We start from the raw sequence: 26,948 nt of genomic DNA, 5'->3' as shown, positions 1-26,948 counted from the left end.
GATCAGCTCTCGACGACGTCGAGATAGTCTTCCGGACGCGTACGGTCCTCGCCCTTCTGCATGCCGAACAGATGCACGAGCAGCGACACGGCGACCGACACCACGAGGTTCACGATCAGCGACCACACGGCGGCGTAGCCCGGAATCGCCATGCCGAACAGGTGGATCGTGAAGATCGAGCCTGCGAGCTTGAGCGAAATCGCCATCCACGTGCCGGTGCCAATGCCGACCGCCCAGCCGACCAGCAGGCCGCGATAGTCGAGCACGCGCGTGTAGAGACCAAGCACGATGGCGGGCAGCGTCTGGATGATCCAGATGCCGCCGAGCAGTTGCAGCTGGATCGCGTACGTGAGCGGCAGCCCCAGGATGAACGCCACCGCGCCGACCTTCACGATCAGCGAGACCAGCTTGGCGACGTTGGTCTCCTGCTCGTGATTCATGTTGCGGTTGATGAACTCCTTGTGGATGTTGCGCGTGTAGAGGTTGGCCGCCGCGATCGACATGATCGCCGCAGGCACCAGCGCGCCGATGCCGATGGCCGCGAACGCCACGCCCACGAACCACGAGGGGAAGAAGTGCAGGAACAGCGCCGGCACCGCGAAGTTCGGACCGAAGGCCTTGAAGTACGGCGCGAATTCCGGCATGTCCTTCACGCCCGAGGCGAGCGCCATGTAGCCGAGCAGCGCGAGCAGACCGAGCACGAGCGAGTACGCGGGCAGCATCGCCATGTTGCGGCGAATGGTGTTGCCCGACGACGACGACAGGATCGCCGTGACCGAGTGCGGGTACAGGAACAGCGCGAGCGCCGAACCCACCGCGAGCGTCGCGTAGGCGCTGTAGCCGTTCAAACTCGTGGCGTCAGGCGACTTGAGCAGCAGCTTGGCCGGCGGCACCGCGCTGAAGATGTGGCCGAAGCCGCCCATCTGCGCGGGAATCACGATGATCGCGACGATGATCGTGATGTAGATGAGAATGTCCTTCACCACCGCGATCATGGCCGGCGCGCGCAGACCCGACGTGTACGTGTACGCGGCGAGAATCGCGAACGCGATGATGAGCGGCAGGTCGCCGACGAAGCCCGTCGTGTCGAAGCCGAGCGCGCCGATCACCACTTCGATCCCCACCAGTTGCAGCGCGATGTACGGCATGGTCGCGACGATGCCCGTCACGGCAATGGCGAGCGCGAGCATGCGGCTGCCATAGCGCGCGCTCACGAAGTCGGCCGAAGTGACGTAGTGGTGGCGCTTCGCGATGGCCCAGAGCTTGGGGAACACGACGAACGCGAACGGATAGATCAGGATCGTGTACGGCAGCGCAAAGAAACCCGTTGCGCCCGCACCGAACACGAGCGCCGGCACGGCGACGAAGGTGTACGCGGTGTACAGGTCGCCGCCGAGCAGGAACCAGGTGACGATCGTGCCGAAGCGACGGCCGCCGAGACCCCATTCGTCGAGATGCGCGAGATCGCCCTTGCGCCAGTTCGCGGCGAGAAAGCCGATGATCGTGACGCCGATGAAGAGCAGGACGAAGACGAAAGTTGCAGTGACGTTCATTGCGCGCCTCCTGCACTAGCCTTGTTGCGGGTCTTCGTCTTGAAGTAGACGAGCGCGGTAATGACAGCGCTGATCAGCACCCAGAGAAGCTGATACCAGTAGAAAAACGGGAAGTCCCACAGTGTGGGTTCGATCTTGTTGTATGACGGCACCCAGATCATGGCGATCCAGGGCAGCAGCAAAAGCCATAGCCAATGCTTGCTTGATTTTCCGGCGTCGGCGTCGTGAGCCATGACGTCTCCTCGTTGCTTATGTAGTTATACGGCCTTGCTTTGTGTGTGGTCCGCCGCCCGGCGTGAGGCGACCGTTGGCCTTGCCGGCGGATAGCCCACAAGGTCCCCGAAAGCGCTGAAAAGAGTATAGAGGCGGCGCGGCACGGTCAAGCAGGGCGGACCCCAATTCCGAGGACGTTGTCAAGAGCCAACGTCTTGCGCCATGTCGGGTAAATCGTCCGAACTCCTCGGGTATGGGCCGTGTATGTGCCAGGTATCTGCCAGGTAAGCGCCGCGTATGGACGAAAAAAAGCCGGCCATCGGGCCGGCTCCTTGCTACAGGCGGACGCCGCGGCGGCGCAACGGCCGCCCGGGCGGATCAGATCGAGAACGTCGCGCCGTTCTGGCCGCTCGATTCGCGCAGCGCCTTCACCCACTGATGCGCCGGCAGGCCGAGCTTGCTTTCGAGCAGACGCGCGCGCTTTTCGAGCGCCTCCCACGTCACGTCGAGCGCCGGACCCGAGAACGCCAGCGCCACGCGGTTGCCCTCATGCACTTCGGGCAGCGCGATCACGCGGCCGTCGAAGGCTTCGTTCAGGCGCTTCATGTTGCGCACGAAGCTCGGGTGGTCGCCGAACAGGTTGATCGTCGCGACGCCCGCATCGGTCAGGCACGCGCGCACCGCGCGGTAGAACGCCACGCTGTCGAGCACCGGGCCGCGCGCGGTCGCGTCATACACGTCGATCTGGAGCGCGCCGATCGTGCCGTGATTGGCGCGGTCGTGCACGAAGTCCCATGCGTCGAGTTCGCGCACGGTGAGGCGCGCGTCGTCGTACGGCAGTTCGAACATCGTGCGCGCGGCCACCACGACCGCCGGATTCAGTTCGATCGCCTCGACCTTCGCGGGACGCAGATAGCGGTGCGCGAACTTGGTGAGCGCGGCGGCGCCCAGACCCAGTTGCACGATGCGCTCGGGCGTGGCGAGGAACAGCAGCCAGGCCATCATCTGCTGTGCGTATTCGAGTTCGATGTGTTGCGGCTTCGACAGACGCATCGCGCCCTGCACCCATTCGGTGCCGAAGTGCAGATAGCGCACGCCGCTCTCCTCCGAGAACGTGACCGGTGCGAAACGCGGCTTGCGCGGCGCTTCGATGACCGGGGCGCTGTCGAGATCGTCGGCGGCCGCGCGGCGCGGACGCTTCGTGACCTTTGCGGTCTTGCTCGTGGTCTCGTCGCCCTGGGCTGCGGCGCCGGTTTTCTTGAATGCGCGGGCCTCGGCGGAGGCGCGCTTGATGAGAGTCGTCATGTGAAAAATCGCTTGCTGTGGGGACGCAAATGCAGGTGCATCTGCTCGGGCGACCGAGAGCATAGCATTCGTCGCGCATCAAGCAGGGTTTATACGGCAATACGTCGTGATGCGAGGGCCTGGCGCCTCGGCTAACGCGTCGCGCGTTTGCCGAGGCGCGCACCGTTGCGATCATCGGGTTCGCCTGCAAATTCGTCCAATGCGCGCCATTGCACGAGCTTCGCGGCGAAGTTCATCGACGCATAGGCAGGACTGCTGGAGGGCAGCCGCAGGATCGTCATGTGCCGTGCGTGCGCGCCGAGAATGCGCTCGCCGATGCGCGCCGCCGTGCCGCCGTTGAACGCGATCGCTTCGAGCGCGGGCAGACGCTCGATGAGCGCCACGAGATCGTTGCCCTCGTGATCGCGGATGTCACCGTCGAGGCTGCCTTCGCGGCGCGCCTGCGCGACGACGTCCCACAGGCCAACGCGATGCTCGCGCAGCGTGTGCAGCCGTGTTTCGTACTCCATCGCAACGAGGTCCTCGCCGATCACCTCGCCCACCAGATGCCAGAACTTGTTCTGCTTGTGCGCGTAATACTGCTGATGCGCGAGCGACGCCTCGCCCGGCAGGCTGCCGAGAATGAGCACGCGCGTGCGCGCATCGGCGACGGGATCGAAGCAGCGCTTGAACGTCATGGCAACGTGATCAACATGAGCAGAGCGTTCAGCGCGGCGCGTGATGCGCGCGCGAGGCGGTGTGATCGAGCGGGCCGCGTTCGCGCCCGAGATGCACCACCGTTTCAAGCATGGCGTGCGCGAAGGGGCCGCTCTCAAGCCGCGACCACAGCGCGGGCAGCATGCACTCGGTCACGAGCAGCGGCGCACCCGCACGCTCGAACACCGAGCGGCGCGCGACGAACGCATGCGGTGCGTGCGCCGCGTGCGCCGCGTGCGTTCTCCCGGCCACGATCTCGCGCACGGCGAGCGCATAAAGCGGATGCCGCGCGCTCACGCGACGGCTCACGAGCGCCGAGCGCGCCACGCCGCTGTCGCTGTAGAGCAGTTCCGCGAGCGGACGCGTGCGCAGGCGGCGCATGGCCTGCCATACGCCGTCACTCGCCGCGAGCGGCGTCACGCTATGCGCGGCCACGAACGGCACGCCGTCGACCACAAGCGCGATCTCGCGCACCCAGGCGCGCTCGCGGGGCGCGAGGCCGAGCGCCGCACATTCGTCGGACCAGGGCATCGCCACGGCCTCACGGGTCACGCGCACTTCGACGCTTCCGAGCGTGCGCAGGTGCGCCGTGAGCGAACCACCGCGCGTGAGCCAGTCTTTCTGGTCGGCGCTCAGGGCGGGCAAGGGCGTGACGCGCCAGTGCGCGTCAGCGGCATCGAATCGGAGAGGCATGGCGCGCATTATAGGCCGCGAGGATTTCAGTTCGCCGCGAGCCCGCCCAAAGAAAAAGCCCCTCACGGCAGACAACCGCAAGGGGCTTCGATCACACAAGGCTGCGTGAGGCTTGAGGCTTGACCTTAGCCGGCGCGCCCGATCAGCAACGCATTCGTGCGCTTCACGAAGCTCGCCGGATCCTCCAGCGCGCCGCCTTCGGCCAGCAGCGCCTGATCGAACAGCAGATGGCACCAGTCGCCAAAGTCCGCGCTATCCGCATGCAGCGCCTTGACGAGCGGGTGCTCCGGGTTCACTTCGAGAATCGGCTGCATCTGCGGCGCCTGCTGGCCCGCCGCCTTCAGCATGCGTTGCAGGTAGCCGCTCATGTCGCCTTCGTCTGCCACGAGGCACGAGGGCGAGTCCGTGAGGCGGAACGTGAGGCGCACGTCCTTAGCCTTGTCCTTGAGCGCTTCCTTCATGTGCTCGACGAGCGGCTTGAGTTCTTCGCTCACCTTCTCCTGCTGCTGCTTTTCCTCGTCGTTGAGCGCGCCGAGGTCGAGGTCGCCGCGCGCCACGCTCGCGAGCGGCTTGCCATCGAACTCGTTCAGGAACGACAGCATCCATTCGTCCACACGGTCCGTGAGCAGCAGCACTTCCACGCCCTTCTTGCGGAACACTTCGAGGTGCGGGCTGTTTTTCGCGGCTTGCCACGTATCGGCGGTGACGTAGTAGATCTTCGTCTGCTCGGGCTTCATGCGCGAGACATAGTCGGCGAGCGAAACGCTCTGCTCGTTCGCCTCGTTGTGCGTCGACGCGAAGCGCGCGAGCTTCGCCACGCGTTCGCGATTGGCGTGATCCTCGCCAATGCCTTCCTTGAGCACCTGGCCGAACTCGGTCCAGAACGTGGCGTACTTCGCCTTGTCTTCTTCCTTCGCTTCGGTATCCGTAACGGCGTTCGCCATCTCTTCCAGCATCGAGAGCACGCGCTTGGTCACGCCGTCGCGAATCGCCTTCACGTCGCGGCTTTCCTGGAGGATTTCGCGCGAGACGTTGAGCGGCAGATCGCTCGAATCGACCACGCCCTTCACGAAGCGCAAGTAGTTCGGCAGCAGTTGCTCGGCGTCGTCCATGATGAACACGCGCTTCACGTACAGCTTCAGGCCGCTCTTGTGGTCGCGGTTCCACATGTCGAACGGCGCGTGCGACGGCACGTACAGCAGTTGCGTGTATTCGCTGCGGCCTTCCACGCGGTTGTGCGTCCACGCGAGCGGATTCTGGTGATCGTGCGCGAGGTGCTGATAGAACTGCTGATACTGCTCGTCGCTGATCTCGCTCTTCGAACGCGTCCACAGCGCGCTCGCCTGGTTGATGGTCTCGTAGTCGTCCTTCGTGACCATCTCGTTCTTTTCGGCGTCCCATTCTTCCTTCTTCATCTCGATGGGCAGGCCGACGTGGTCCGAGTACTTCTGGATGATCGACTTGAGCTTCCACGCGGAAAGCAGTTCTTCTTCGCCTTCGCGCAGATGCAGCGTGATGGTCGTGCCGCGCTGCGCGCGCTCGATCGTCTCGACAGCGAACTCGCCTTCGCCCGCGCTCGTCCAGCGCACGCCTTCGGCTGCGGGCAGGCCCGCGCGGCGGCTTTCCACCGTGATCTTGTCCGCGACGATGAAGCCCGAATAGAAGCCCACGCCGAACTGGCCGATCAGCGCCGCATCCTTTTGCTGGTCGCCCGAGAGCTTGCCGAAGAATTCCTTGGTGCCCGAGCGCGCAATCGTGCCGAGATTCGCCACGGCTTCGTCATGGCTCATGCCGATGCCGTTGTCGTCGATCGTGATGGTGCGCGCGTCCTTGTCGAAGCCCACGCGAATGCGCAGGTTCGGATCGCTCTCGTACAGCGCGCTGTTTTCGATCGCCTCGAAGCGCAGCTTGTCCGCCGCGTCCGACGCGTTCGAGATCAGCTCGCGCAGGAAGATTTCCTTGTTGCTGTACAGCGAATGGATCATCAGGTGCAGAAGCTGTTTCACTTCTGCCTGGAAGCTCATGGTTTCTTGGGCCATGGTCGAGAGTCCTCTTTCGTTGCAGTTCTGGTCTGACAAATGTGTGGCCGCGAGTTCTCAGCGAAACAAAACAAAGCGAAATCTCGCATCGCGGCGCGCCGCCCGCCCACTTGGGGACAGACGGCGCCGTTTTCAAGAGTCGCCGCCCGCGAATTCACGCGGGCGTGCCGCCGCCGCGCCGGGCCACGCCTTCGAGATAGTCGGCCAGGAACGCGGGCAGCGCCGGGTCGCCGCAATTGGCGATGTTGAAGCGCATCCACGTGGTAGGCGACTGGTGCGGCGAAAAGAGGCTCCCCGGCGTGAGCAGGAAACCCGCTTCGTGGCCCGCCGCCGTGAGCGCGTCCGCGTCGACGCCCGTGTCGGTCCACAGGAACATGCCCGCCCCCGGCGCCGTGAAAAGGCGGCAGCCGGCGCGCTCCAGCATGCGCGCGGCCTTGTCGCGCACGCCGTCCAGACGCGCGCGCAGGCGCTCCACGTGGCGGCGGTAATGGCCTTCGGTCAGCACGCGATAGAGCACGCGCTCGTTCAGTTCGGGACTCGTCATGCCGACCAGCATTTTCTGGTCGGCCACCGCCTGCGCCACGTCGAGCGCGCTCGCGATATAGCCCACGCGCAGGTTCGGCGCGAGCGTCTTCGAAAAACTGCCGAGGTAGATCACGCGGCGCAACTGGTCGAGGCTCGCGAGACGCGTGGCCGGGTAGCCCGCCGGGCACAGGTCGCCGTAGATATCGTCCTCGACGACGATGAAGTCGTACTGCTCGGCGAGGCGCAGGATGCGAAACGCCTGCGCGGCCGTGAGCGACGTGCCCGTGGGATTTTGCAGCACCGAGTTGATGACGAGCATTTTCGGGCGCCAGGTCTCGACCAGCGCTTCGAGCGCATCGAGATCGGGCCCCTCGGGCGTGTAAGGCATGGCCACGAGCCGCGCGCCCTGCGAGGCGAAGCGGCCGAACATCTGGAACCAGGCGGGGTCGCCCACGACGACCGTGTCGCCGGGCTGCACGTAGATGCGCGCAAGCAGGTCGATCGCCTGGGTGATCCCGGAGACGAGCACGATCTGCTCGGGCGTCACGCCGATCTCCAGTTCGGCCATGCGCGTCTGGAGCTGCTGGCGCAGCGGCAGGAAGCCTTGCGGCGAGCCGAAACCGAGCAGTTGCGAGCCGCTCTGGCGTCCGAGCGAGCGCATCGCGCCCGCCAGCAGTTCGCCGTCCAGCCAGCGCGCGGGCAGGTAGCCCAGACCCGGCCCCTTTTCGGGCCGCGTGGACGTGTGAAGCATGTTGCGCAGCAGCCAGACCACGTCGAGGGTGGGCGGCGCGGGCGCGATAACCTTGGCGGCGGCGTCTGTGCGCGCGGGCGAACCCGCGCCCGCCGGCGCGCGCTCGCCGCCCGCCACGAGCGCGAGGCGCTCGCGCACGTAGAAGCCGGAACCGCGGCGCGAGTCCAGGTAGCCCTGCGCCACCAGCCGTTCGTAGGCCTCGACCACGGTGAAACGCGACACGCCCTTGTCGAGCGCGAGCTTGCGGATGGACGGCATGCGCATGCCGGGGCGAAACACGCGCTCCTCGATGCGGCGGCGGCCCCACTGCACGAGCTGGTCGACGAGCGTGAGCGTGGCTGCGTCATGCGGCGCGGGAATCTGGTCGAGCGGAACGGACGACATGACTTCTCCCTGATCTCGAACTGTACAGAGCACTATCGGGCCGATTGTACCGTTACTGTCCGCAGCCATACCGGTACATTTCATTGCATGCGTACCGGTAAGGATTCGGTCGAGGCGTCGACGCACTGTCAGACGGGCCTCGTCCACCGCCTTCCGGCCCCAAGACTATTCCTCGCCGCGTCCCCACATGAACGCTTCGCCGCTTAGCCTCGATCACCTCGTCGTCGCCGCGCGCACGCTGGAAGAAGGCGTGCAGTACGTGAGCGATGCGCTCGGCGTCGCCCCCGCGGGCGGCGGCGCGCACCCGCTCATGCGCACGCACAACCGCCTGCTCGGGTTGTGGGGCGGCGTGTATCTGGAAGTGATCGCCGTCGATCCCGCGGCAAAAAGCGGCACAGCCAACGCCCGCGCGCGCCTGTTCGCGCTCGACGATGCCGCCGTGCAGGCGCGCATGGAACAAGGCCCGTACCTGTCGCACTGGGTCGCACGCGTCGATCCGCCGAAAAATCTCGCGCGCTGGCGCGAGCAGTACCCGCAGCGCATTCCCGCACTCGTGCCGATGACGCGCGGCGACTTCTCGTGGAAACTCACGGTGCCCGAGGACGGCGCTTTCCCGTCGTGGCAAGGCGCGGGCGACGGTATTCTGCCCTCGCTGATCCAGTGGGACACGGCGCACCACCCGTCGCAGGTGCTGGCAGACACCGGCATCGCGCTCACGTCGCTCACCGGCTTCCATCCGCAGGCTGAGACCGTGCGCGAGCAGCTTCAATGGCTCGGCGCGTCGGCGCTCATCGCCGTGGAGGAAGCCCTCTCGCCCGCGCTCGTCGCGCAGTTCGAAACCCCGTCCGGACCGCGCACGCTCGGCGCGCCGGCACGCTGATCCGTCGAGCGCAAGCCCCGCATGAAAGCACGCGAAACCCAAGGCATGCTGCTCGGCCTCGTCGGCGTCATGATCTTCAGCCTGACCCTGCCGATGACGCGCATCGTCGTCGCCGAATTCCATCCGCTCCTGAACGGCCTCGGCCGCGCGCTCGTGGCCGCCGTGCCCGCCGCGCTGCTGCTCGCCATCCGCCGCGAAAAGCGGCCCACCTGGCCGCAGGTCAAGAGCCTCGCCGTGGTGTCGCTCGGCGTGATCGTCGCGTTTCCGGTGTTTTCCGCCTTCGCGATGAAAACCGTGCCGGCCTCGCACGGCGCCATCGTCAACGGTCTGCAACCGCTGGCCGTGGCGATCTACGCGGCGTGGCTCTCGCATGAGCGGCCCTCGAAGGCGTTCTGGGCCAGCGCGCTGATCGGCAGCGCGCTCGTGGTCGCGTTCGCGCTCCAGGCGGGCGGCGGCGCGCTGCACGCGGGCGACGCGTGGATGCTCATCGCCGTGGGCATCGGCGCGCTCGGCTACGCCGAAGGCGCGCGCCTCGCCCGCCAGCTCGGCGGCTGGCAGGTGATCTGCTGGGCGCTCGTGCTCTCCGCGCCGTTCCTCCTGCTGCCGGTGGGCTGGCTCGCGTGGGCGCATCACGTGGCGCATCCCGGCCCCGTCGCGCTCAAGACCTGGCTTGCCTTTGGCTACGTCACGCTGTTTTCGCAGTTCATCGGCTTTTTCGCGTGGTACGCGGGACTCGCCATGGGCGGCACGGCGCGCGTGGGGCAGGTCCAGCTGCTCCAGATATTCTTCACGATGGCCTTCTCGGCGCTGCTGTTCGGCGAGCAGGTCTCGACCTCCGCGTGGCTCTACGCGGCCGCCGTGATCGCCACGGTGGTGCTGGGCCGGCGCGCCACGATTCGCACGGCCCCGGCTCCGGCGCGCGCGTGAGCGGGTTTCGCGTCATAATCGAAGGTTTTCGGCGGCATCCGGCGGCGCGTGATCGCGCCCCATGCCGCCACTGAATGTGTATCCACTCGCCCGACCCCAACAAGGAGACCCCATGGACCAGAGCGATCTCAAAGCCGCGCCCGCGTGGCAACTGTCCGAGCGCGCAATCAAGCTGACCAGCTCGGCAATTCGCGAAATCCTGAAGGTCACCGAGCGTCCCGAAGTCATTTCGTTCGCGGGCGGCCTGCCCGCGCCGGCCAGCTTCCCGGCCGAGGAAATGCGTGCCGCCGCCGACCGCATCCTGCGCGACGATCCCGCGGGCGCGCTTCAGTACAGCGCGACCGAAGGCTACATGCCGCTGCGCGAATGGGTGGCCGCGCGCCACTCGGTGGGCGGCGTGAAGGTGCGCGCCTCGCAGGTGCTCATCACCACGGGCTCGCAGCAGGCGCTCGACCTGATCGGCAAGGTGCTGGTCTCGCCCGACAGCCCCGTGCTCGTGGAAACGCCCACCTACCTCGGCGCGCTGCAATCGTTCTCGCTGTACGAGCCGAAATACGTGCAGGTCCCGACCGACGAGAAGGGCCTCGTGCCCGAAGGCCTCACGCCCGAACTCACGGCCGGCGCGCGTCTGCTCTACGCGATCCCGAACTTCCAGAACCCCACGGGCCGCCGTCTGCCGCTCGAGCGCCGCCAGGCGCTCGCGGAATTCGCGAAGCACTCGCCCTTCCCCGTGATCGAAGACGACCCCTACGGCGCGCTCCTTTACGAGGGCGAGCCGCTGCCCACCGTGCACTCGCTCGCGCCCGAGCACGTGGTGCATCTGGGCTCGTTCTCGAAGGTGCTGGCGCCGGGCCTGCGCGTGGGCTACATCATTGCGCCCGAAGACCTGCACTTCAAGCTGGTGCAGGCCAAGCAGGCCACCGACCTGCACACGCCGAGCTTCACGCAGCGCATCGTCTACGAGGTGGTTAAGGACGGCTTCCTCGACACGCACATCCCGAAGGTGCGCGCGCTCTACCGCGACCAGTGCGAGGCGATGCTCGACTCGCTCAAGCGCAACATGCCCGAAGGCGTGAGCTGGAACCGCCCCGAAGGCGGCATGTTCATCTGGGTGACGCTGCCCTCGAACATCGACAGCATGAAGCTGCTGGCCGAATCCGTCGCGCAAAACGTGGCCTTCGTGCCCGGCGCGCCGTTCTTCGCCGACGAGCCGCAACACAACAAACTGCGCCTGTCGTTCGTGACGGTGCCGCCCGCGAAGATCGAAGAAGGCGTCGCGAAGCTCGCGGCCCTGATCCGCGCGCACGCCTGAGCGCAACCCGGGCTCTTTTCGATTCATCACACCCGAACGAGGAATCCTGACTATGGCTGACATCAACATCTACGACCGTCTCGAACAGCTCGGCATCGAACTGCCGCAGGCCGGCGCGCCCGCCGCGGCCTACGTGATGAGCGCCCAGAGCGGCAACACGGTGTACCTGTCCGGTCACATCGCGAAGAAAGACGGCAAGGTGTGGGCCGGCAAGCTGGGCGACACGCTCACGACCGAAGAAGGCAAGGCCGCCGCGCGCTCGATCGCGATCGACCTGCTCGCCACGCTGCACGCCCACACGGGCGACCTCAACAAGGTCAAGCGCGTGGTCAAGCTCATGAGCCTCGTGAACTCGACGCTCACGTTCACCGAGCAGCACATCGTCACGAACGGCGCGTCGGAGCTGATCGCCGACGTGTTCGGCGAGAAGGGCAAGCATGCGCGCTCGGCCTTCGGCGTCGCGCAGATTCCGCTTGGCGCCTGCGTCGAAATCGAACTGATCGCCGAAGTCGAGTAAGCGGCCAGAGGCCACACTCAGCGATTGACGCGGGCCCTGATCAGGGCCCGCGTGCTTTCCGGTTGCGCGTTCGTGCAACCCGGCGCATCCTCCCGCGTCCCCTCCCCCTTCTTCTGTCACTCTGCCATGAGCCAGCACAGCGTCCGCTTCAAACAGGTCGACGTCTTCACGTCGCATCCCTTCAAGGGCAACCCGCTCGCCGTGGTGTTCGACGCCGAAGACCTGAGCAGTGACGAAATGCAGGCCATCGCGCGCTGGACGAACCTCTCGGAAACCAGCTTCCTGCTCGCCCCCACCGACGCGCGCGCCGATTACCGCGTGCGCATCTTCACGACCAAGGGCGAATTGCCCTTCGCGGGCCACCCGACGCTTGGCACGGCGCATGCATTCCGCGAAAGCGGCGGCACGCCGAAGACGCCCGGCCGCCTCGTGCAGGAATGCGGCGCGGGGCTGATCGATCTGGCCGCCGTGGAAGGCGGCGCGTGGGCGTTCGCCGCGCCGCCCGCGCCGGTCACGCCGCTCGCCGCCGCGCAGTTCGACGCCTTGCGCGCCGCGCTGCGCTCGGACGCCATCGACTTCACGGCCGCGCCCTGCGGCGTGAACAACGGCGCGCCGTGGCTCGTCGTGCGGCTCGCTTCGGCGCAGGCGGTGCTCGCGCTCGACGTCGATTACGCGGCGATCGAAGCCATCGCCGCGAGCGTGGGCGCGCATGGCGTGGCCGCCTACGGCCCGCACGAAGCCGACGGCCCCGTAACCTTCGAAGTACGCTGCCTGATGACCGGCCTCGGCAAGGGTGAAGACCCCGTGACCGGCAGCGCGAACGCGGCCATCGCCATGCTGCTCGAACAGCAAAATCGTCGCCCGGGCGCACGCTATACGGTGCGCCAGGGCACGGCGCTCGGCCGTGACGGGCGCGTGCATGTGGAATACGACGATGCCGCCGGCAAAATCTGGGTGGGCGGCCACGCGGTGACGGTCGTCGACGGCACCTTCCGGCTGCGCTAGGCGCACGAGGCATGTGGGCGCGCGGACGTCCGGGCGCGCCGCCCTTGCCTTCGTGATGCATGCGGCATCGCCGGCGCCCCGCCGCGCCGCGATGCGCCACAATGCGCCGCAAATCGGCGGGTATGCGCCATCACGCGTCTATGCGCCGCACATCGGTGCGATCACGCCGCGAGTGCGAGACTGGCGTATACCCGAGGGAGCATGGCTTCCTTAATCATTCCCCAACCATTAATATCGAAACATCGGACGCAATGCGCGTCCGGCGTTCATCGTTTGCGCGCAATGCGCGTATTCCCCGGTCTTCCCGACATTCATGCCGCCGATCCATCCGAGCGCTCCGTTGCCGTCCTGGCTACCGCATCCGCGGCGTGGCGTTACGCGCGTACGGCGGCCGCGATGAGCACGACCCGGGGACCGTTCCCGCGCGAGTCCAGCCTGCGCGGCGGGCCGGGTCCCGCCTATACGCGCCCGCGCACGCTGCTCGCCATTCCGCTGCTGGGCGTGCTCGTGCTGGTGCTGCTGTGGGCGGTCATCTTCACGCGCCTCTCGGTCGAAAAAGAAGCGACCCTGCGCGAGGCCACGGCCTCGGCGGCCATCCTTTCGGCGGCGCTCGAACAGCACACCGTCAAGGCGATCCATCAGGTCGACCAGATCACGCGCTTCGTGAAGTACGAGTTCGAGAAGTCGCCGGAGCACTTCAACCTCGCGAGCACCGTGGAAAAGGGCGTGGTGCAGAGCGACTCGCTCGTGCAGGTGTCGCTCATCGACGAGCACGGCAAGCTCATCGCCAATACCGCCGACCCCAATCCCAAGCCCATCGACCTCTCGGACCGCGAGCACTTCAAGGTGCACGAGCACGAGAACGACGACCAGCTCTACATCAGCAAGCCGGTGCTCGGGCGCGTGTCCGGCCACTGGACCTTGCAGATGACGCGCCGCCTCAATCACCCCGACGGCTCGTTCGCGGGCGTGGTGGTCGTGTCGGAAGACCCGAGCTACTTCACCAGCGACTTCTACAACAACGCCGCGATCGGCCGTGACGGCGTGATCGCCGTGATTTCCGACACGGGCGCCGTGCTCGCGCGCCGCACGGGCAGCGCCGAACGCGCGAGCGGCACGTTCTCGGCAAGCGGCGTGTACCCGATCTCGGAGCATGTGTCGGGCACCTATGTCGACCCGATCGATCACGTCACGCGCATCGTCTCGTACCGCCATATCGACGGCTATCCGCTCGCCGTGCTGGTCGGCCTCTCGCAGACCGAGGAGTTCGCCGACTACAACCACACGCGCGATGTGTACCTGATGATGGCGACGTTCATCTCGCTCGCCATGCTCTCGTTCTTCGCCGTGGCCACGGGGTTGATCGGCAAGCTGCTCGGGCGCGAACGCGAGATGTCGCAACTCGTGCAGTACGACCTGCTCACGGGCCTGCCCAACCGCTACGCCACGCTGCAACGCCTGCGCCACGAAGTCTCGCAGCCGGGCAACCTCGGGCACCTCGCGATCCTTTTCATCGACCTCGACAACTTCAAGACCGTCAACGACACGCTCGGCCACAACGCGGGCGACATCGTGCTCCAGATGAGCGCCGCGCGCCTCGCCGACGCCGTGGGCGGCGCGGGCACGCTCGCGCGCATCGGCGGCGACGAGTTCGTGGTGATCGTGAAGGGCGACGACATCGAAAAGCGCGCCATCGCGCTGGCCGAGGCCACCAACGCCGCGTTCACGCATCCGTTCGACGTGCGCGGCAGCGCCTTCGTGCTGCACGCGAGCACGGGCATTGCGCTCTTCGCCGTGGCGCACGAAAGCGAGATCGACCTGCTCAAGAAGGCCGACCTCGCCATGTACGCCGCGAAGGAGGCCGGGCGCAACTGCTTTCGCTTCTACTCGCCACAGCTCGCCCACCGCGCCGATCATCTGATGAAGTGGGAGCAGCAACTGCGCGTCGCGCTCGCCGAAGACCAGCTCTTTCTCGCATACCAGCCGAAGATCGATTTGCGCCGCCGCTGTATCACGGGATTCGAAGCGCTCGTGCGCTGGAACCATCCTCAGTACGGTCTCATTCCGGCGGGCGAATTCATTCCGGTGGCCGAGTCCACGGGCCTCATCGTGCCCGTGGGCGACTTCGTGATTCGCACGGCTTGCGCGCAGCTCGCGGTCTGGCAGCAGCAGGGCTACGAATCGCTCACGCTCGCCATCAACATCTCGGCGGTGCAGTTCTGGCGCGGCGACCTCTACGAGACCGTGGCGCACGCCATCGAGGAAACGGGCATTGCCGCGCACCGGCTCGAACTCGAGATCACCGAAACCGCGATGATGGAGTACCCGGAACTGGTTTCGGAGAAGATCTTCGCGTTGAAGCGGCTGGGCGTGCGCGTCGCGCTCGACGACTTCGGCACCGGCTATTCTTCGCTGTCCTACCTGAACCGCTTCGCCGTGGACACGCTCAAGGTGGACCGCTCGTTCGTGCAGGCCATTCCCGCCGACCGCAGCGTGTGCGTGATGGTCTCGGCGATCGTCAACCTCGCGCGCTCGCTCGGGCTCACGGTGGTCGTGGAAGGCACCGAAACGGAAGAGCAGATCGCGTGGCTCTCCGCGCTCGGGCCGATCGAGGCGCAGGGCTTCCTGTTCTCGCGCCCCGTGCCCGTGGAAGGCGTGGCCGCGCTGATCGAGCGTTTCGGCGTGTGCAGCGCGGCGCAACCGGGCACGAATGCCACGCGCGACGACCGCCACAACGAGCGCCTGAGCGACGCGCCGCAATCGCGCTGACGCGCCGGCCGCCTCGCGTGACGCTCCGAACGAGTGCAGCGCGACGCGCCCTCCCCCGATTCCCCTCCGAGCACGCGCCTTCTGCCGCATGAGCCTGCCATGCCAACCCGCACCGACGACGCGCGCGCCGCGCCCGCCCGCGACGACGAACCGCTTCTGACGCTCTTTCGCGTCGTGCTGGGCGTCTCCGCGCTCTCGTGGGGCGGCCTCGCGCTCATGGCGCAGCTCGAACAGCACTACGTCGTGCGCGAGAAGCGGCTCACGCAAACCGCGTTCTCCGATCTCGTCGCGCTCGCCTGGATGGTGCCGGGCCCGGTGGGCTGCAACGTGGCCGTGCAGCTCGGCCACGCGCTGCGCGGACGCGCGGGCGCGTGGATCGCGGGCGTGGCGAGCGTGCTGCCCTTCTTCGCGCTGATGACGCTGTTCGCCATCTTCTACCGCACGCCGCTCGTGCACGCGGTCGCCTCGCGCACGCTGCTCGATCACTTCAGCGTGGTGCTGGCGATGCTGATCGGCGTGACGTGGTACCGGCAGACCCGCGCGCTCGTGCGCGGTCCGCTCGAATGGGGCGTGGCGATCGCGGCTTGCGTGGCGCTCGCGCTTGCCGCGAGCGGGGGCGCTTACGTGGCGATTCTCGTCGCCGCGTTCGCCGCGGGCTGGCTCGCGAGCCCCGTGCCTTCAAAGCGGCCCGACTTGCGCGTGACGCGGCGCGACTTGCAGTTGCTCGCCGCGCTTGCCGCGCTGATCGTCGTGTTCGCGCTGCCGCTGCCGCATCGGCTCGACGCCGCGTTGTTATGGCCACGGCTCGCCGGCGCGGGCATGACACTGTTCGGCGGCGGATTTTCGGCGTTGCCGGTGCTCAAGACCTTGTTCGTCACGCCCACGGTGGGCATCACCAACGACGACTTCACGCTGGCGTTCACGCTCTCCCCGCTCTCGCCTGGGCCGCTCCTGAACGTGGTGCCCTTCTTCGGCTATCTCGTGGATGGCTGGATGGGCGCGCTCGTCGCCACGCTTGCGCTGTTCGTGCCTTCGGGTTGCCTCGTCGTGCTCGCGCAGCGCCACTTGCACGGCATGAAGGCGAACCCGCGCTTCGAGCACGCCATGCGCGTGCTGCGGGCCGCCACGACCGCATTTCTCGCGATTGCCGTGTGGCACATCGCGCGGCGCGTGCCGCTGCATCCGCCCTATCTGCTGACGGCTGTTTTCGCGGCGATGTGCTTCGGCAAGCTCAAGCTGCCCGCGTACGCGGTCTACGCGACCGTAGGACTCGCGTGCGGGGCGTGGCTGCTATGGGCCTGAGCGGCCCAACGCCTGGGTGACTAGCGCGAGCGCGCGAAGCCGCCGAAGAACGCGCGCGCGTTGTCTTCGAGGCTTTCGAGGTGATAGCCGCCCTCCTGCACGATCACCGAAGGCAGCCCGAGCGCGCCGATCGCCGAGCCGAGCCGGTCAAAGCCTTCGGTCGTCACGGCGACCTTCGACTGCGGATCGTCCTTGTAGATGTCGAAGCCGAGCGCAAGCACGAGCGCATCCGGCTGGAAGCGCCTGAGCACGCGCAGCGCCGCTTCCACGCGCTCGAAGAAGACCGCTTCGGAGGCGCCATGCGGCATCGGCAGATTGACGTTGTAGCCCTCGCCCGCGCCATTGCCGCGCTCATCCTCGTAGCCCGCGACCACGGGATAGAAGTTGGTCGGGTCGCCGTGGATCGAGATATAGAGCACGTCGTCGCGGCCGTAGAAGATTTCCTGCACGCCCTGGCCGTGGTGCATGTCGGTGTCGAGAATCGCCACGCGCTTGAAGCGGCTACGCAGCGACTGCGCCGCGATGGCCGCATTGTTGAGATAACAGAAGCCGCCCGCCGCGTCGGCGCGCGCGTGGTGGCCGGGCGGGCGCGAGAGCGCGTACGACTCGCGCGCGCCGTCGTTCACGCATGCGGCTGCCGCCAGTGCGCTCTGCGCCGACCAGTACGCCGCGCGCCAGGTGTTGGCGCCCACGGGGCAACTGCCGTCCGCGAGATAGCGCGCCGCCTGGGCGAGCACGCCGCGCAGCGGATTCGGCTCGCGCACGTAGATGTTCGACATCACCTCTTCGCCCCAGTCCTCGGGCACGCGCTTCCATTCGGCGTGCGCCTCTTCGAGAAAACGCAGATAGTTCATGTCGTGCACGGCGGCGATGGGCGCGGTGCCGAAGTCGGCGGGCGCCTGCACGTCGAAGCCGAGCGAATGCGCCGCGGCGACGAGATGCTCGGCGCGTTGCGGCACTTCCTGTGGCTCGCGCAACTGGCCGCGAGAGAAATAGGCGCGCGGATGGTGCAGCAGTTGGTCGGGGTGAAACCAGGTTTTCATGTTCAGTTCTCCTTCTATTTTTCTCACGCGTCCGCGTCCACGGCAGTGGCTACGCGCACGCCCGCGCGCGCGGCCACGGCGTTGAGCAGCACGTTCGCACCGGCGGCGACGTCCGACGGCAGGGCGTCCTCGGCTTCGTTGTGCGAAAGCCCGTCCACGCAGGGGATGAACACCATCGCGGTCGGGCAGTAACGCGCGAGGTGGATCGCGTCGTGGCCCGCGCCGCTCACGATACGCTCGTGCGGATAACCGAAGCGCTGCGTCGCCTGCGCGACCAGCGCGACGCACTGCGCGTCGAACGGCGTGGCCGGGCTCGTCCAGCAATGCGCGATCTGCACGCCCAAGCCGCGCTGCGCGCCCACCGCCGCGCAGACCTCGCGCAAGTCGCGCTCCATCGCGTCGATCCGGGCGTCGTCGGGATGCCGCAGATCGACCGTGAACGTGAGATTGGCCGCGATCGTGTTGCGCGACGAATTCGCGATCTGCGCCTGGCCGATCGTGACGAGACCGAGCGGCGCGTAGCGCGCCATCACGCGCTCGATGTCGAGCGACATCTGCGCGGCGCCGAACCACGCGTCCTTGCGGTAACGCATGGGCGTCGTGCCCGCATGCGCGGCCACGCCCGTCACGTTCACGTCGAACCAGCGAATCGCCTGGCCGCCCGTCACGACGCCGATGGTCGTGCCGTTCGCCTCCAGAATCGGGCCTTGCTCGATATGGGCTTCGAAATAGGCATCGACGGCCACGCCTTGCACCGCCCGCGTACCGCGCGCGCCGCAAGCGTCGAGCGCGGCGCCCAGCGTCACGCCGTCGGCGTCCGTGCGCGACAGCGCATCGTCCAGTGTCATCGCGCCCGCGAACACCGCCGAGCCCAGCATCGCCGGCGTGAAGCGCGCGCCCTCCTCGTTGGTCCACGAGCAGATCTCGATGGGTTTCACCGTACGCGCGCCGGCGTCGTTGAGCGCACGCACGACTTCGAGCGCGGCCAGCACGCCGTACACGCCGTCAAAGCGCCCGCCTTCGGGCTGCGTGTCGAGGTGGCTGCCCATCAGCACGGGCGCGGCCTGCGCGTCGTCGCCCTCGCGGCGCGCGAACAGGTTGCCGACTGCGTCGGTCCACACCGTCATGCCCGCCTCGCGGCACCAGCGCGCGAACAGTTCGCGCCCGCGCCGGTCCTCTTCGGTGAGCGCGAGACGGCGCACGCCGCCGCCCGCCGTCGCGCCCACGCGCGCCATTTCCATGAGGCTCGCCCACAGGCGCGGGCCGTCTATCTGCAAAAGGTCTTTCATCGCGACTTCCATTTCGGTCGAACAATTCATTGCACGCACGGCATCAACGCGCGCTCAGCGCCTCGGCGGCGGCGTCGTCATGCGCATGCTCGTGGCGGCGCGCGTCGAGCGCGACGATGCTCAGGAGCGAAACGCCTGCAAGGCACGTATAGAACACGGCAAGCGGCCACCACTGCCCCACATAGCGATGCGCGAGCCAGGTGCCCACGAGCGGCGTGAGACCGCCCGCGATCGCGCCGCACACCTGGTAGGAGAGCGAAATGGCGGAGTAGCGCACGCGCGTGGGGAACACGCCGGAAACGAAGCCCGCGATCACCGAGTAGAAGCTCGCCATGCAGACCACGGCCAGCGCGATGCCGATCACCATCGGCACGACCTTGCCGCTTTGCACGAGCACGAACATCGGGTACGGCGAGAGCATGGCGGCAAGTGCCGCGCACTTGAGGAAGCGTGCGCCGCCCATGCGCTCGGCGAGCCACGCGGCGACGGGCTGCACGAGGAACTGGATGATCGCGACCGCGAACAGGCAGTCGAGAATGAGCGAGCGCGTGACGCCGACGTACTGCGTGGTGTACGCGATCATGAACGTGTTGGTGAAGTACACGCCCGCAATGCCGATGGTGTTCGCGCCGATGCACAGCAGCACGAGGCCCCATGCCGAGCGGAACACTTCGGCCACGGGCAGCTTGAGCGTGCGGCGCTCGTCCTTGAGCTTCTCGAACTCGGGCGACTCGTTCACGCCCAGGCGAATCATGATGCCGACCACGAGCAGCACGGCCGAAACGAGGAACGGCAAACGCCAGCCCCACGCAAGAAAGTCGGCCTTCTCCAGCGACGTGACCGCGCGGAACGCGATCAGCGAAAGAATCAGCCCGGCCGGCGAACCCAGTTGCGCGAACGAGGCGAAGAACGTGCGGCGGCCTTCGGGTGCATGCTCGCCCGCCATCAGCACCGCGCCGCCCCACTCGCCGCCCACGGCGATGCCCTGCACCACGCGCAGCAGCACGAGCAGCACCGGCGCGAGCATGCCCACGCTCGCATATGACGGCAGCAGGCCGACGCAGACGGTCGCGACGCCCATCATCATCAGCGTGGTCATGAGCGCCTTCTTGCGGCCGATGCGGTCGCCCAGGTGGCCGAAGATCAGGCCGCCGAGCGGGCGCGCGAAGAAGCCCACGGCGAAGGTCGCGAACGACGCCATCGTGCTCACGAAGCGATCTTCGGAGGGGAAATACAGTTCGCCGAACACCAGCGCGGCGGCCGTGGCGTAGATGTAAAAGTCGTACCACTCGATCATGGTGCCGATGAACGCCGCGGCGGCGGCGCGCACCGGCTGTCGAGCAGCAGGGGCGGTGGGTTGCGGGGTGGCCATGCGTCGGTCTCCTTCAGGCGCGTTCGTGTCGTGCGCCGGGTGGCGCAAGTTGCATGCACGCTTTATCGCTGGCCACAAAACATTAGTCAAATTTCGCGTTATTATTCTTCGCATAAATTTCACTAATACCCTAGGCGCACCCACGCGCCGGGACACCGATCATGCGTGCCGACACCACCCGCTTTCTCAACGACCGTCTCGACTGGAACCTGCTGCGCACCTATCTCGCGATCATGCAGGAGCGCAGCCTGAGCCGCGCGGCCGCGCGCCTGTACGTCACGCAGCCGGCCGTGAGCCAGGCGCTCAAGCGCCTGGAGGATGCGCTCGGGCGCAAGCTCATCGAGCGGCGTGGCGCGCAGTTCGTGCCGACCGAAGCGGGCGAAGAGGTCTACCGGATCGCAAGCGACATCTACGGCACGATCTCGCAGCTCGAAACCGGGCTCGACGAGCGTACCGCCGACATCACGGGCTCGATTCGGCTACTCACGGTGAGCCGCATCGAGTCGCGCGTGTACGACGAATTTCTCGCGGAGTTCCACACGGCCTACCCGCGCATCGATTTGCAGATCGAAGTGATGCGCTCATCGGACATCATCTCGTCACTCCTGCAAAAGACCGCGACGGCGGGCTTGAGCCTGTGCCGCACGCCCGTCGACAAGCTCGACATGCGCTGCTTCCTGCGCCAACGCTACGCGATGTTCTGCGGCCGGCATCACCGGCTTTTCGGGCTTTCGCAACTGACGATGGACGACCTGCTCGCGGAGAATTTCGTCTCGTTCACGAGCGACCAGATCGGCGACAGCCTCTCGCCGCTCACGGTGTTTCGCGATCAACGCGGCTTTACGGGGCGCATCGTGGCGTCGTCGCCGAGTCTGGACGAGGTGCGCAGGCTGATCTACGCGGGCTACGGCATTGGCTGCCTGCCCGAGCATACGGTGCGGGACGATCTGGCGCGGCAGCGCCTGTGGCGGCTGCCGCCGGAGGAAGGGCTCGTGGACGTCGACATCCACTTGCTGTGGCATCGCGAACGCAAGCGCAATGCGGCCGAAGAAGCGTTCTTCGACGCGATGGAGCGCTGCATGCAGCGCTATGCGCTCGCGGAGCGCCTGTAGAACGTCAGGCGCGGGCCGCGAACGGCGCGAAAGGTCGGGAAGAAAAAATCAGAACCCGCGCGCGAGCACCGCGACGCCGATCGTCACGATGCCGAGCACGAGATTGATGACGACGAGCCGGCGCACCGTGCCCACGGCGCGCGCGCCGTCGGGCCACTTCTGCGCCTGCACGGCGCGGCGGATGCGCGGAAACATGGCAAAGCGGATGTGGCCGAAGATCAGCATCATCAACACGCCCAGGCCCGCCATTGCGTGGAGTTGCCAGGTGGCGTGGCCGCCGCCGAACTGCATGAGCAGGAAGCCGCCGCTGAGCAGGATCACGATGATCGCGACGCCCACCCAGTTGAAAAAGCGGCCGAACACCGACTCGATGAGCGGCAAACGCAGTTGCGGCGAGAGGTCCTCGAGCGCGGGGCGCAGGCAGAAATGCGCGAAGATCATGCCGCCCACCCAGACGGCGACGCCCAGCAAATGCAGAAAGAGCGCGATTTCGATCGCGTGGCCCATGCTTGAATTCCCTTGTAACGTATGTGATCCGGCGCGTGTCGCTCTGCAAACCGGCTTTGCGCGGCATTATTCCATGCCGCGCCGCGATTCGCGCCGGATCTGCACCCTTTTATTGCGGCCCTCTTTACTGCGGCAGCACCGGGCGCATGCCCGTGATGACCTTGAGCTTCGAGTCCGGCGCGCGGCCCTTGCGCGCGCGCTTGCCGATTTGCGGCGCCAGCACCGCGCCCGCCATCAGGTCCTCGCCCGCCTTGCCGCCACGGCCCGTGCCTTCGAGCACGACACCCGACGCGCCGATCGCCAGCGCCTGCACGAGCGTTTCGCACGTCTTGCCGTCATCGTCGAGTTGCATGAGCGTCACGCCGCGGCCGCCGCCCGAAAGCGTCTTCATCTCGTCGAGGCCGAACACCAGCAGACGTCCGCCCGACGAAAGACACGCCACGTGGAGCGCGCCCGGCAGCATCGGCATCGGCGCGAGCGGCACGCAGCCCTCGTCGATCGTCATGAACGCCTTGCCCGCCTTCACGCGGCTCACCATGTCGCCGATCTTCGCGATGAAGCCAAAGCCGTTACTCGACGCCAGCAGCAAGGGCTGTTCCGCGTTCGCCGCGAAGTAATGCAGCAGATGCGTGCCCGCTTCGAGTTCGATGAGCGAGGTGACCGGCACGCCGTCACCACGGCCGCCCGGCAGGTTCGCGATCGACACCGAATACACGCGGCCGTTGCTGCCCCACGCGATCAGCGTGTCGGGCGTGCGGCACTGGAACGCCGCATAGAGACCGTCGCCGGCCTTGAACGTGAAGCCTTGCGTGTCGAGCCCGTGGCCCTTGAGCGCACGCACCCAGCCCTTCTGCGAGACGACCACCGTGACCGGCTCGTCCACCACGCGCGCTTCGAAGCTCGCGCGCTTTTCCTGCTGGATCAGCGTGCGGCGATCGTCGCCGTACTGCTTCGCGTCGGCTTCGATTTCCTTCACGATGAGCCGCTTCATCGACGACTCGTTGGCGAGCAGTTCTTCGAGCTTGGCTTTCTCTTCGCGCAGTTCCGCGAGCTCCTTCTCGATCTTGATCTTCTCCAGCCGCGCCAACTGACGCAGACGGATTTCAAGAATGTCCTCGGCCTGGCGCTCGGAGAGGCCGAACGCGCTCATCAGCGCGCTCTTGGGCTCGTCCGACTCGCGGATGATGCGGATCACCTCGTCGATATTGAGGAAGACGATCATCCGTCCTTCGAGGATATGGATGCGGTCGTCGACCTTGGTCAGGCGATGCTGCGTGCGGCGCGTGACCGTCGCGAAGCGGAAGCCGATCCACTCGCCCAGAATCTCGCTGATGCCCTTCTGGCGCGGACGGCCGTCGGCGCCGATCATCACGAGGTTCAGCGACGCGTTCGATTCGAGGCTCGTGTTGGCGAGCAGCGAGTTGACGAACTCGGCCTGATCGATCTTGCTCGTTTTCGGCTCGAACACGAGGCGCACGGGCGCGTCCTTGCCCGACTCGTCGCGCACGGCGTCGAGGAGCGCGAGCATGGTCTGCTTGCTCTGCAACTGCTCGGGCGTGAGCGTCTTCTTGCCGAGCTTGAGCTTCGGGTTCGTGAGTTCCTCGATTTCCTCGAGCACCTTCTGGCCCGAGGTGTTCGGCGGCAGTTCGGTCACGACCAGTTGCCACTGGCCGCGCGCGAGCTCCTCGATCTTCCAGCGCGCGCGCACCTTGAGGCTGCCGCGGCCCGACTCGTAGGCCGCCGCGATTTCCGCGTCGCTCGAAATGATCTGGCCGCCGCCGGGGAAATCGGGCCCCGGCACCTTTTCCATGATCTCCGCGTGCGAAAGCTTCGGGTTCCGAATCATCGCCACCGCTGCCGACGCGACTTCGCGCAGGTTATGCGAAGGGATTTCGGTCGCGAGACCCACCGCGATACCCGACGCGCCGTTGAGCAGCAGCATGGGCAGGCGCGCGGGCAGCGTCTTCGGCTCCTGGAACGAGCCGTCGTAGTTCGGCATGAAATCGACGGTACCCATGTCGATTTCGTCGAGCAGCAGCTTGGCGATAGGCGTCAAGCGCGCTTCGGTGTAGCGCATGGCCGCCGCGCCGTCGCCGTCGCGCGAGCCGAAATTGCCCTGGCCGTCGATGAGCGGATAGCGCATCGAGAAGTCCTGGGCTAGACGCACGAGCGCGTCGTACGCCGACTGGTCGCCGTGCGGGTGGTATTTACCGAGCACGTCGCCCACCACGCGCGCCGACTTCACGGGCTTGGCGTTGTCGCCGAGGCCCATTTCGTTCATCGCGAAGAGAATGCGGCGCTGCACCGGCTTCTGGCCGTCGCAGACGTCGGGCAGCGCGCGGCCCTTCACCACGCTCACGGCGTAGTCGAGGTACGCGCGTTCCGCGTAGTGGCCGAGCGTGAGCGTGTCGCCGTTCGGGGCGTCCGTCACTTCAGCAAAGAGATCGTCCATGTTTCAATCAATCCGTAATCGTGTGCGCGTTCAGACGTCTGCTTAGATGTCCGCTTCGACTTCGTTGCCCTTCTCTTCGAGCCACGAACGGCGCGAAGCCGCTTCGCCCTTGCCCATGAGCATCGTCATGCGCGCAACGGTGGCCTCGTAGTCGAGGTCGCCGAGCGCGATGGGCGAAAGGCGCCGCGTGTCGGGGTTCATCGTCGTGTCCCAGAGCTGCTCGGCGCTCATTTCGCCAAGGCCCTTGAAGCGGCTGATGGTCCACTGCGTTTCGCGCACGCCGTCCTTGCGCAGCTTGTCGAGAATCGCTTCGAGTTCGCCTTCGTCGAGCGCATAGAGCTTCTGCGCGGGCTTCTTGCCGCGCGCGGGCGCATCCACACGGAACAGCGGCGGGCGCGCCACGCACACGTGGCCGCGCTCGATCAGTTGCGGGAAATGCTTGAAGAACAGCGTGAGCAACAGCACCTGGATGTGCGAGCCGTCCACGTCCGCGTCCGAGAGAATGCAGATCTTGCCGTAACGCAGGTTCGAGAGATCGACGGTATCGTCGGGGCTGTGCGGATCGACGCCGATCGCCACCGAAATGTCGTGCACTTCGTTGTTCGCGAACAGACGATCGCGCTCGGTCTCCCACGTGTTGAGCACCTTGCCGCGCAGCGGCAGGATGGCCTGGTACTCCTTGTCGCGGCCCATTTTCGCGGAGCCGCCGGCCGAATCGCCCTCGACGAGGAAGAGTTCGTTGCGCGCGATGTCGGTCGACTCGCAGTCGGTGAGCTTGCCGGGCAGCACGGCCACGCCCGAGCTCTTGCGCTTCTCGACCTTCTGGCCCGCGCGCGTGCGCGCCTGGGCCTGCTTGATGACGAGATCCGCGAGCTTCTTGCCGTGCTCGACGTGCTGGTTGAGCCACAACTCCAAAGCCGGACGCGAGAACGACGAAACGAGCTTCACGGCGTCGCGGCTGTTCAGGCGCTCCTTGATCTGCCCCTGAAACTGCGGGTCGAGCACCTTGGCCGAGAGCACGAACGAGACGCGTGCAAACACGTCTTCGGGCAGCAGCTTCACGCCTTTCGGCTGAAGATTGTGCAGCTCGACAAAGCTTTTCACAGCCTGGAACAGACCGTCGCGCAGGCCGCTTTCGTGCGTGCCGCCCGCGGGCGTCGGGATCAGGTTCACGTACGACTCGCGCGTGAGCGAGCCTTCCTCGCTCCACGCCACGACCCACGTGGCGCCCTCGCCTTCGGCGAAGGTGTCGTCGGTGGTGCGGGCGTCGGCGTAGCGCTCGCCTTCGAAGAGCGGGATCAGCAGGTCGGCGCCGCCCATGCCTTCGAGCAGGTAGCCGCGCAGGCCGTCTTCGTACTTCCAGCTTTGGCGCTCACCGGTTTTCTCGATCACGAGCGTAACTTCGACGCCCGGCAGCAGCACGGCCTTCGAGCGCAGCAGACGCTGAAGCTCGCCGAGCGGCAGATTGGGCGAGTCGAAATACTTCGGATCGGCCCACGCGGTCACGCGCGTGCCGGTTTTCTTTTCGTCGCGCGTGGCATTGCGCGTGGCGAGCGGCCTCGTGACGTTGCCGTCCGAGAAACCGATTTCGGCGACCTTGCCGTCGCGCCACACGGTGACATCGAGGCGTGTCGACAGCGCATTGGTGACCGAGACGCCCACGCCGTGCAGGCCGCCCGAGAACGTATAGGCGCCGCCGGCGGCCTTGTCGAACTTGCCGCCCGCGTGCAGGCGCGTGAAAACGATCTCGACGACCGGCACTTTTTCTTCAGGATGCAGGCCGAACGGAATGCCGCGGCCGTCGTCCTCGACGGAGACGGAATGGTCGGCGTGCAGCGTCACGGTGATGCGGCGACCGTAGCCGCCGAGCGCTTCGTCCGAGGCGTTGTCGATGACTTCCTGGATGATGTGCAGCGGATTCTCGGTGCGCGTATACATGCCCGGCCGCTGCCGGACGGGCTCGAGGCCCTTGAGCACCTTGATCGACGCTTCGCTATAGCCAGTGTTCGCAGCGTTGGACTTCTTCGTTGACATGGTGATCCACAGGGGGTTGTCCGCGCGCTTGTCCACAGGTCCTGTGGACATCTGCGGGGAAAACGCGTTGAGCGTTCAAAAAAACCGATACGAAACAATGCGGTGACCCGGCTGCACGCCGCGGTGGCAGATGCGCTCGCGGCGGTGCGGTCGGTCCCGCAGTTGTTCGAATTCGCGAGGTATTGTACTGATTTGGGCTCGTACGGCAATTTGCGCGAGGATTGGCCGTTCGGCCGAGGGGTGGAGCGTGGGGTGAGTCGCGTAGAAT

21 protein-coding genes are annotated in these 26,948 nt (G+C 66.7%); 8 read left to right on the top strand and 13 right to left on the bottom strand.

The features are described 5' to 3' along the window. Positions 1 to 2 precede the first annotated feature (2 nt). From mctP to C7402_RS32790, 7 genes are all read right to left on the bottom strand, one after another. Complete coding sequence (gene mctP / locus C7402_RS32820) at positions 3 to 1,553, bottom strand: monocarboxylate uptake permease MctP (protein ID WP_112174334.1); 1,551 nt, start codon at positions 1,551 to 1,553, stop codon at positions 3 to 5. After that, positions 1,550 to 1,786: a DUF3311 domain-containing protein gene (locus C7402_RS32815; RefSeq protein ID WP_112174335.1), complete on the bottom strand. Its 237-nt coding sequence runs from the start codon at positions 1,784 to 1,786 to the stop codon at positions 1,550 to 1,552. Before C7402_RS32815 ends, mctP begins: the two co-directional genes overlap by 4 nt. A gap of 358 nt (positions 1,787 to 2,144) precedes the next feature. After that, complete coding sequence (locus C7402_RS32810) at positions 2,145 to 3,071, bottom strand: class I SAM-dependent methyltransferase (RefSeq protein WP_116613627.1); 927 nt, start codon at positions 3,069 to 3,071, stop codon at positions 2,145 to 2,147. A gap of 131 nt (positions 3,072 to 3,202) precedes the next feature. Beyond that, positions 3,203 to 3,748: a DNA-deoxyinosine glycosylase gene (locus tag C7402_RS32805; RefSeq protein WP_112174337.1), complete on the bottom strand. Its 546-nt coding sequence runs from the start codon at positions 3,746 to 3,748 to the stop codon at positions 3,203 to 3,205. Between the two features lie 28 nt (positions 3,749 to 3,776). After that, on the bottom strand, positions 3,777 to 4,460 hold the full coding sequence (locus C7402_RS32800) for a chorismate--pyruvate lyase family protein (protein WP_116613679.1): 684 nt from the start codon (positions 4,458 to 4,460) through the stop codon (positions 3,777 to 3,779). Positions 4,461 to 4,585: 125 nt separating this feature from the next. Further along, positions 4,586 to 6,499: a molecular chaperone HtpG gene (gene htpG, locus C7402_RS32795; protein WP_112174338.1), complete on the bottom strand. Its 1,914-nt coding sequence runs from the start codon at positions 6,497 to 6,499 to the stop codon at positions 4,586 to 4,588. 154 nt (positions 6,500 to 6,653) lie between these two features. Beyond that, positions 6,654 to 8,159 carry an aminotransferase-like domain-containing protein gene (locus C7402_RS32790; protein ID WP_112174339.1) on the bottom strand — a complete coding sequence of 502 codons (1,506 nt, stop codon included), beginning with the start codon at positions 8,157 to 8,159 and terminating at the stop codon, positions 6,654 to 6,656. A 187-nt stretch (positions 8,160 to 8,346) separates the two neighbouring features. On the opposite strand from C7402_RS32790, the gene C7402_RS32785 reads away from it, so the two are divergent. The 7 genes from C7402_RS32785 to C7402_RS32755 all read left to right on the top strand — a co-directional run bounded on the left by C7402_RS32785 (position 8,347) and on the right by C7402_RS32755 (position 16,871). Further along, positions 8,347 to 9,039 carry a VOC family protein gene (locus C7402_RS32785; protein ID WP_116613626.1) on the top strand — a complete coding sequence of 231 codons (693 nt, stop codon included), beginning with the start codon at positions 8,347 to 8,349 and terminating at the stop codon, positions 9,037 to 9,039. Between the two features lie 21 nt (positions 9,040 to 9,060). Then, entirely contained in the window at positions 9,061 to 9,966 is a 906-nt protein-coding gene (locus C7402_RS32780) for a DMT family transporter (protein ID WP_116613625.1), read from the top strand. Positions 9,967 to 10,078: 112 nt separating this feature from the next. After that, the gene (locus tag C7402_RS32775) at positions 10,079 to 11,278 is read left to right on the top strand and encodes an aminotransferase-like domain-containing protein (RefSeq protein WP_116613624.1); all 1,200 of its coding nucleotides are present in this window, start codon (positions 10,079 to 10,081) and stop codon (positions 11,276 to 11,278) included. A 52-nt stretch (positions 11,279 to 11,330) separates the two neighbouring features. After that, the gene (locus C7402_RS32770; RefSeq protein ID WP_112174343.1) at positions 11,331 to 11,795 is read left to right on the top strand and encodes a RidA family protein; all 465 of its coding nucleotides are present in this window, start codon (positions 11,331 to 11,333) and stop codon (positions 11,793 to 11,795) included. Positions 11,796 to 11,921: 126 nt separating this feature from the next. After that, positions 11,922 to 12,800, top strand: a complete 879-nt coding sequence (locus C7402_RS32765; RefSeq protein WP_116613623.1) for a PhzF family phenazine biosynthesis protein — start codon at positions 11,922 to 11,924, stop codon at positions 12,798 to 12,800. 396 nt (positions 12,801 to 13,196) lie between these two features. Continuing rightward, a complete protein-coding gene (locus C7402_RS32760; protein ID WP_112174380.1) occupies positions 13,197 to 15,569 on the top strand; it encodes a bifunctional diguanylate cyclase/phosphodiesterase in 2,373 nt (790 codons plus the stop codon). Between the two features lie 99 nt (positions 15,570 to 15,668). Then, positions 15,669 to 16,871, top strand: coding sequence for a chromate transporter (locus tag C7402_RS32755; protein WP_116613622.1), 1,203 nt, complete (start codon positions 15,669 to 15,671; stop codon positions 16,869 to 16,871). Positions 16,872 to 16,891: 20 nt separating this feature from the next. Here C7402_RS32755 and C7402_RS32750 read toward each other — a convergent pair whose 3' ends face one another. From C7402_RS32750 to C7402_RS32740, 3 genes are read right to left on the bottom strand one after another with little or no spacing between them, the layout of a single operon-like run. Next, complete coding sequence (locus C7402_RS32750; protein ID WP_116613621.1) at positions 16,892 to 17,914, bottom strand: histone deacetylase family protein; 1,023 nt, start codon at positions 17,912 to 17,914, stop codon at positions 16,892 to 16,894. 23 nt (positions 17,915 to 17,937) lie between these two features. Next, complete coding sequence (locus C7402_RS32745; RefSeq protein WP_112174381.1) at positions 17,938 to 19,203, bottom strand: Zn-dependent hydrolase; 1,266 nt, start codon at positions 19,201 to 19,203, stop codon at positions 17,938 to 17,940. 43 nt (positions 19,204 to 19,246) lie between these two features. Further along, a complete protein-coding gene (locus tag C7402_RS32740; protein WP_116613620.1) occupies positions 19,247 to 20,575 on the bottom strand; it encodes an MFS transporter in 1,329 nt (442 codons plus the stop codon). A gap of 161 nt (positions 20,576 to 20,736) precedes the next feature. Here C7402_RS32740 and C7402_RS32735 point away from each other — a divergent pair, with 161 nt between their 5' ends. Then, positions 20,737 to 21,687, top strand: coding sequence for a LysR family transcriptional regulator (locus C7402_RS32735; RefSeq protein WP_112174348.1), 951 nt, complete (start codon positions 20,737 to 20,739; stop codon positions 21,685 to 21,687). A 48-nt stretch (positions 21,688 to 21,735) separates the two neighbouring features. Here the strand turns inward: C7402_RS32735 and C7402_RS32730 are convergent, their stop codons facing one another. The 3 genes from C7402_RS32730 to C7402_RS32720 form a co-directional block, all read right to left on the bottom strand. Further along, positions 21,736 to 22,194, bottom strand: a complete 459-nt coding sequence (locus C7402_RS32730; RefSeq protein WP_116613619.1) for a CopD family protein — start codon at positions 22,192 to 22,194, stop codon at positions 21,736 to 21,738. A 124-nt stretch (positions 22,195 to 22,318) separates the two neighbouring features. Further along, positions 22,319 to 24,646, bottom strand: a complete 2,328-nt coding sequence (gene parC, locus C7402_RS32725) for a DNA topoisomerase IV subunit A (RefSeq protein ID WP_116613618.1) — start codon at positions 24,644 to 24,646, stop codon at positions 22,319 to 22,321. Positions 24,647 to 24,688: 42 nt separating this feature from the next. Next, positions 24,689 to 26,680 (bottom strand): DNA topoisomerase IV subunit B, encoded by a 1,992-nt coding sequence (locus C7402_RS32720; protein WP_116613678.1) that lies wholly within the window; start codon positions 26,678 to 26,680, stop codon positions 24,689 to 24,691. Positions 26,681 to 26,948: the final 268 nt, after the last annotated feature.

Origin of the sequence: Paraburkholderia unamae (genome assembly GCF_003096875.1) — a bacterium.
Lineage (GTDB): Bacteria > Pseudomonadota > Gammaproteobacteria > Burkholderiales > Burkholderiaceae > Paraburkholderia > Paraburkholderia unamae.
The sequence above is the reverse complement of the archived record's forward strand: the minus strand, read 5'-3'. Positions and strand labels throughout refer to the sequence as shown.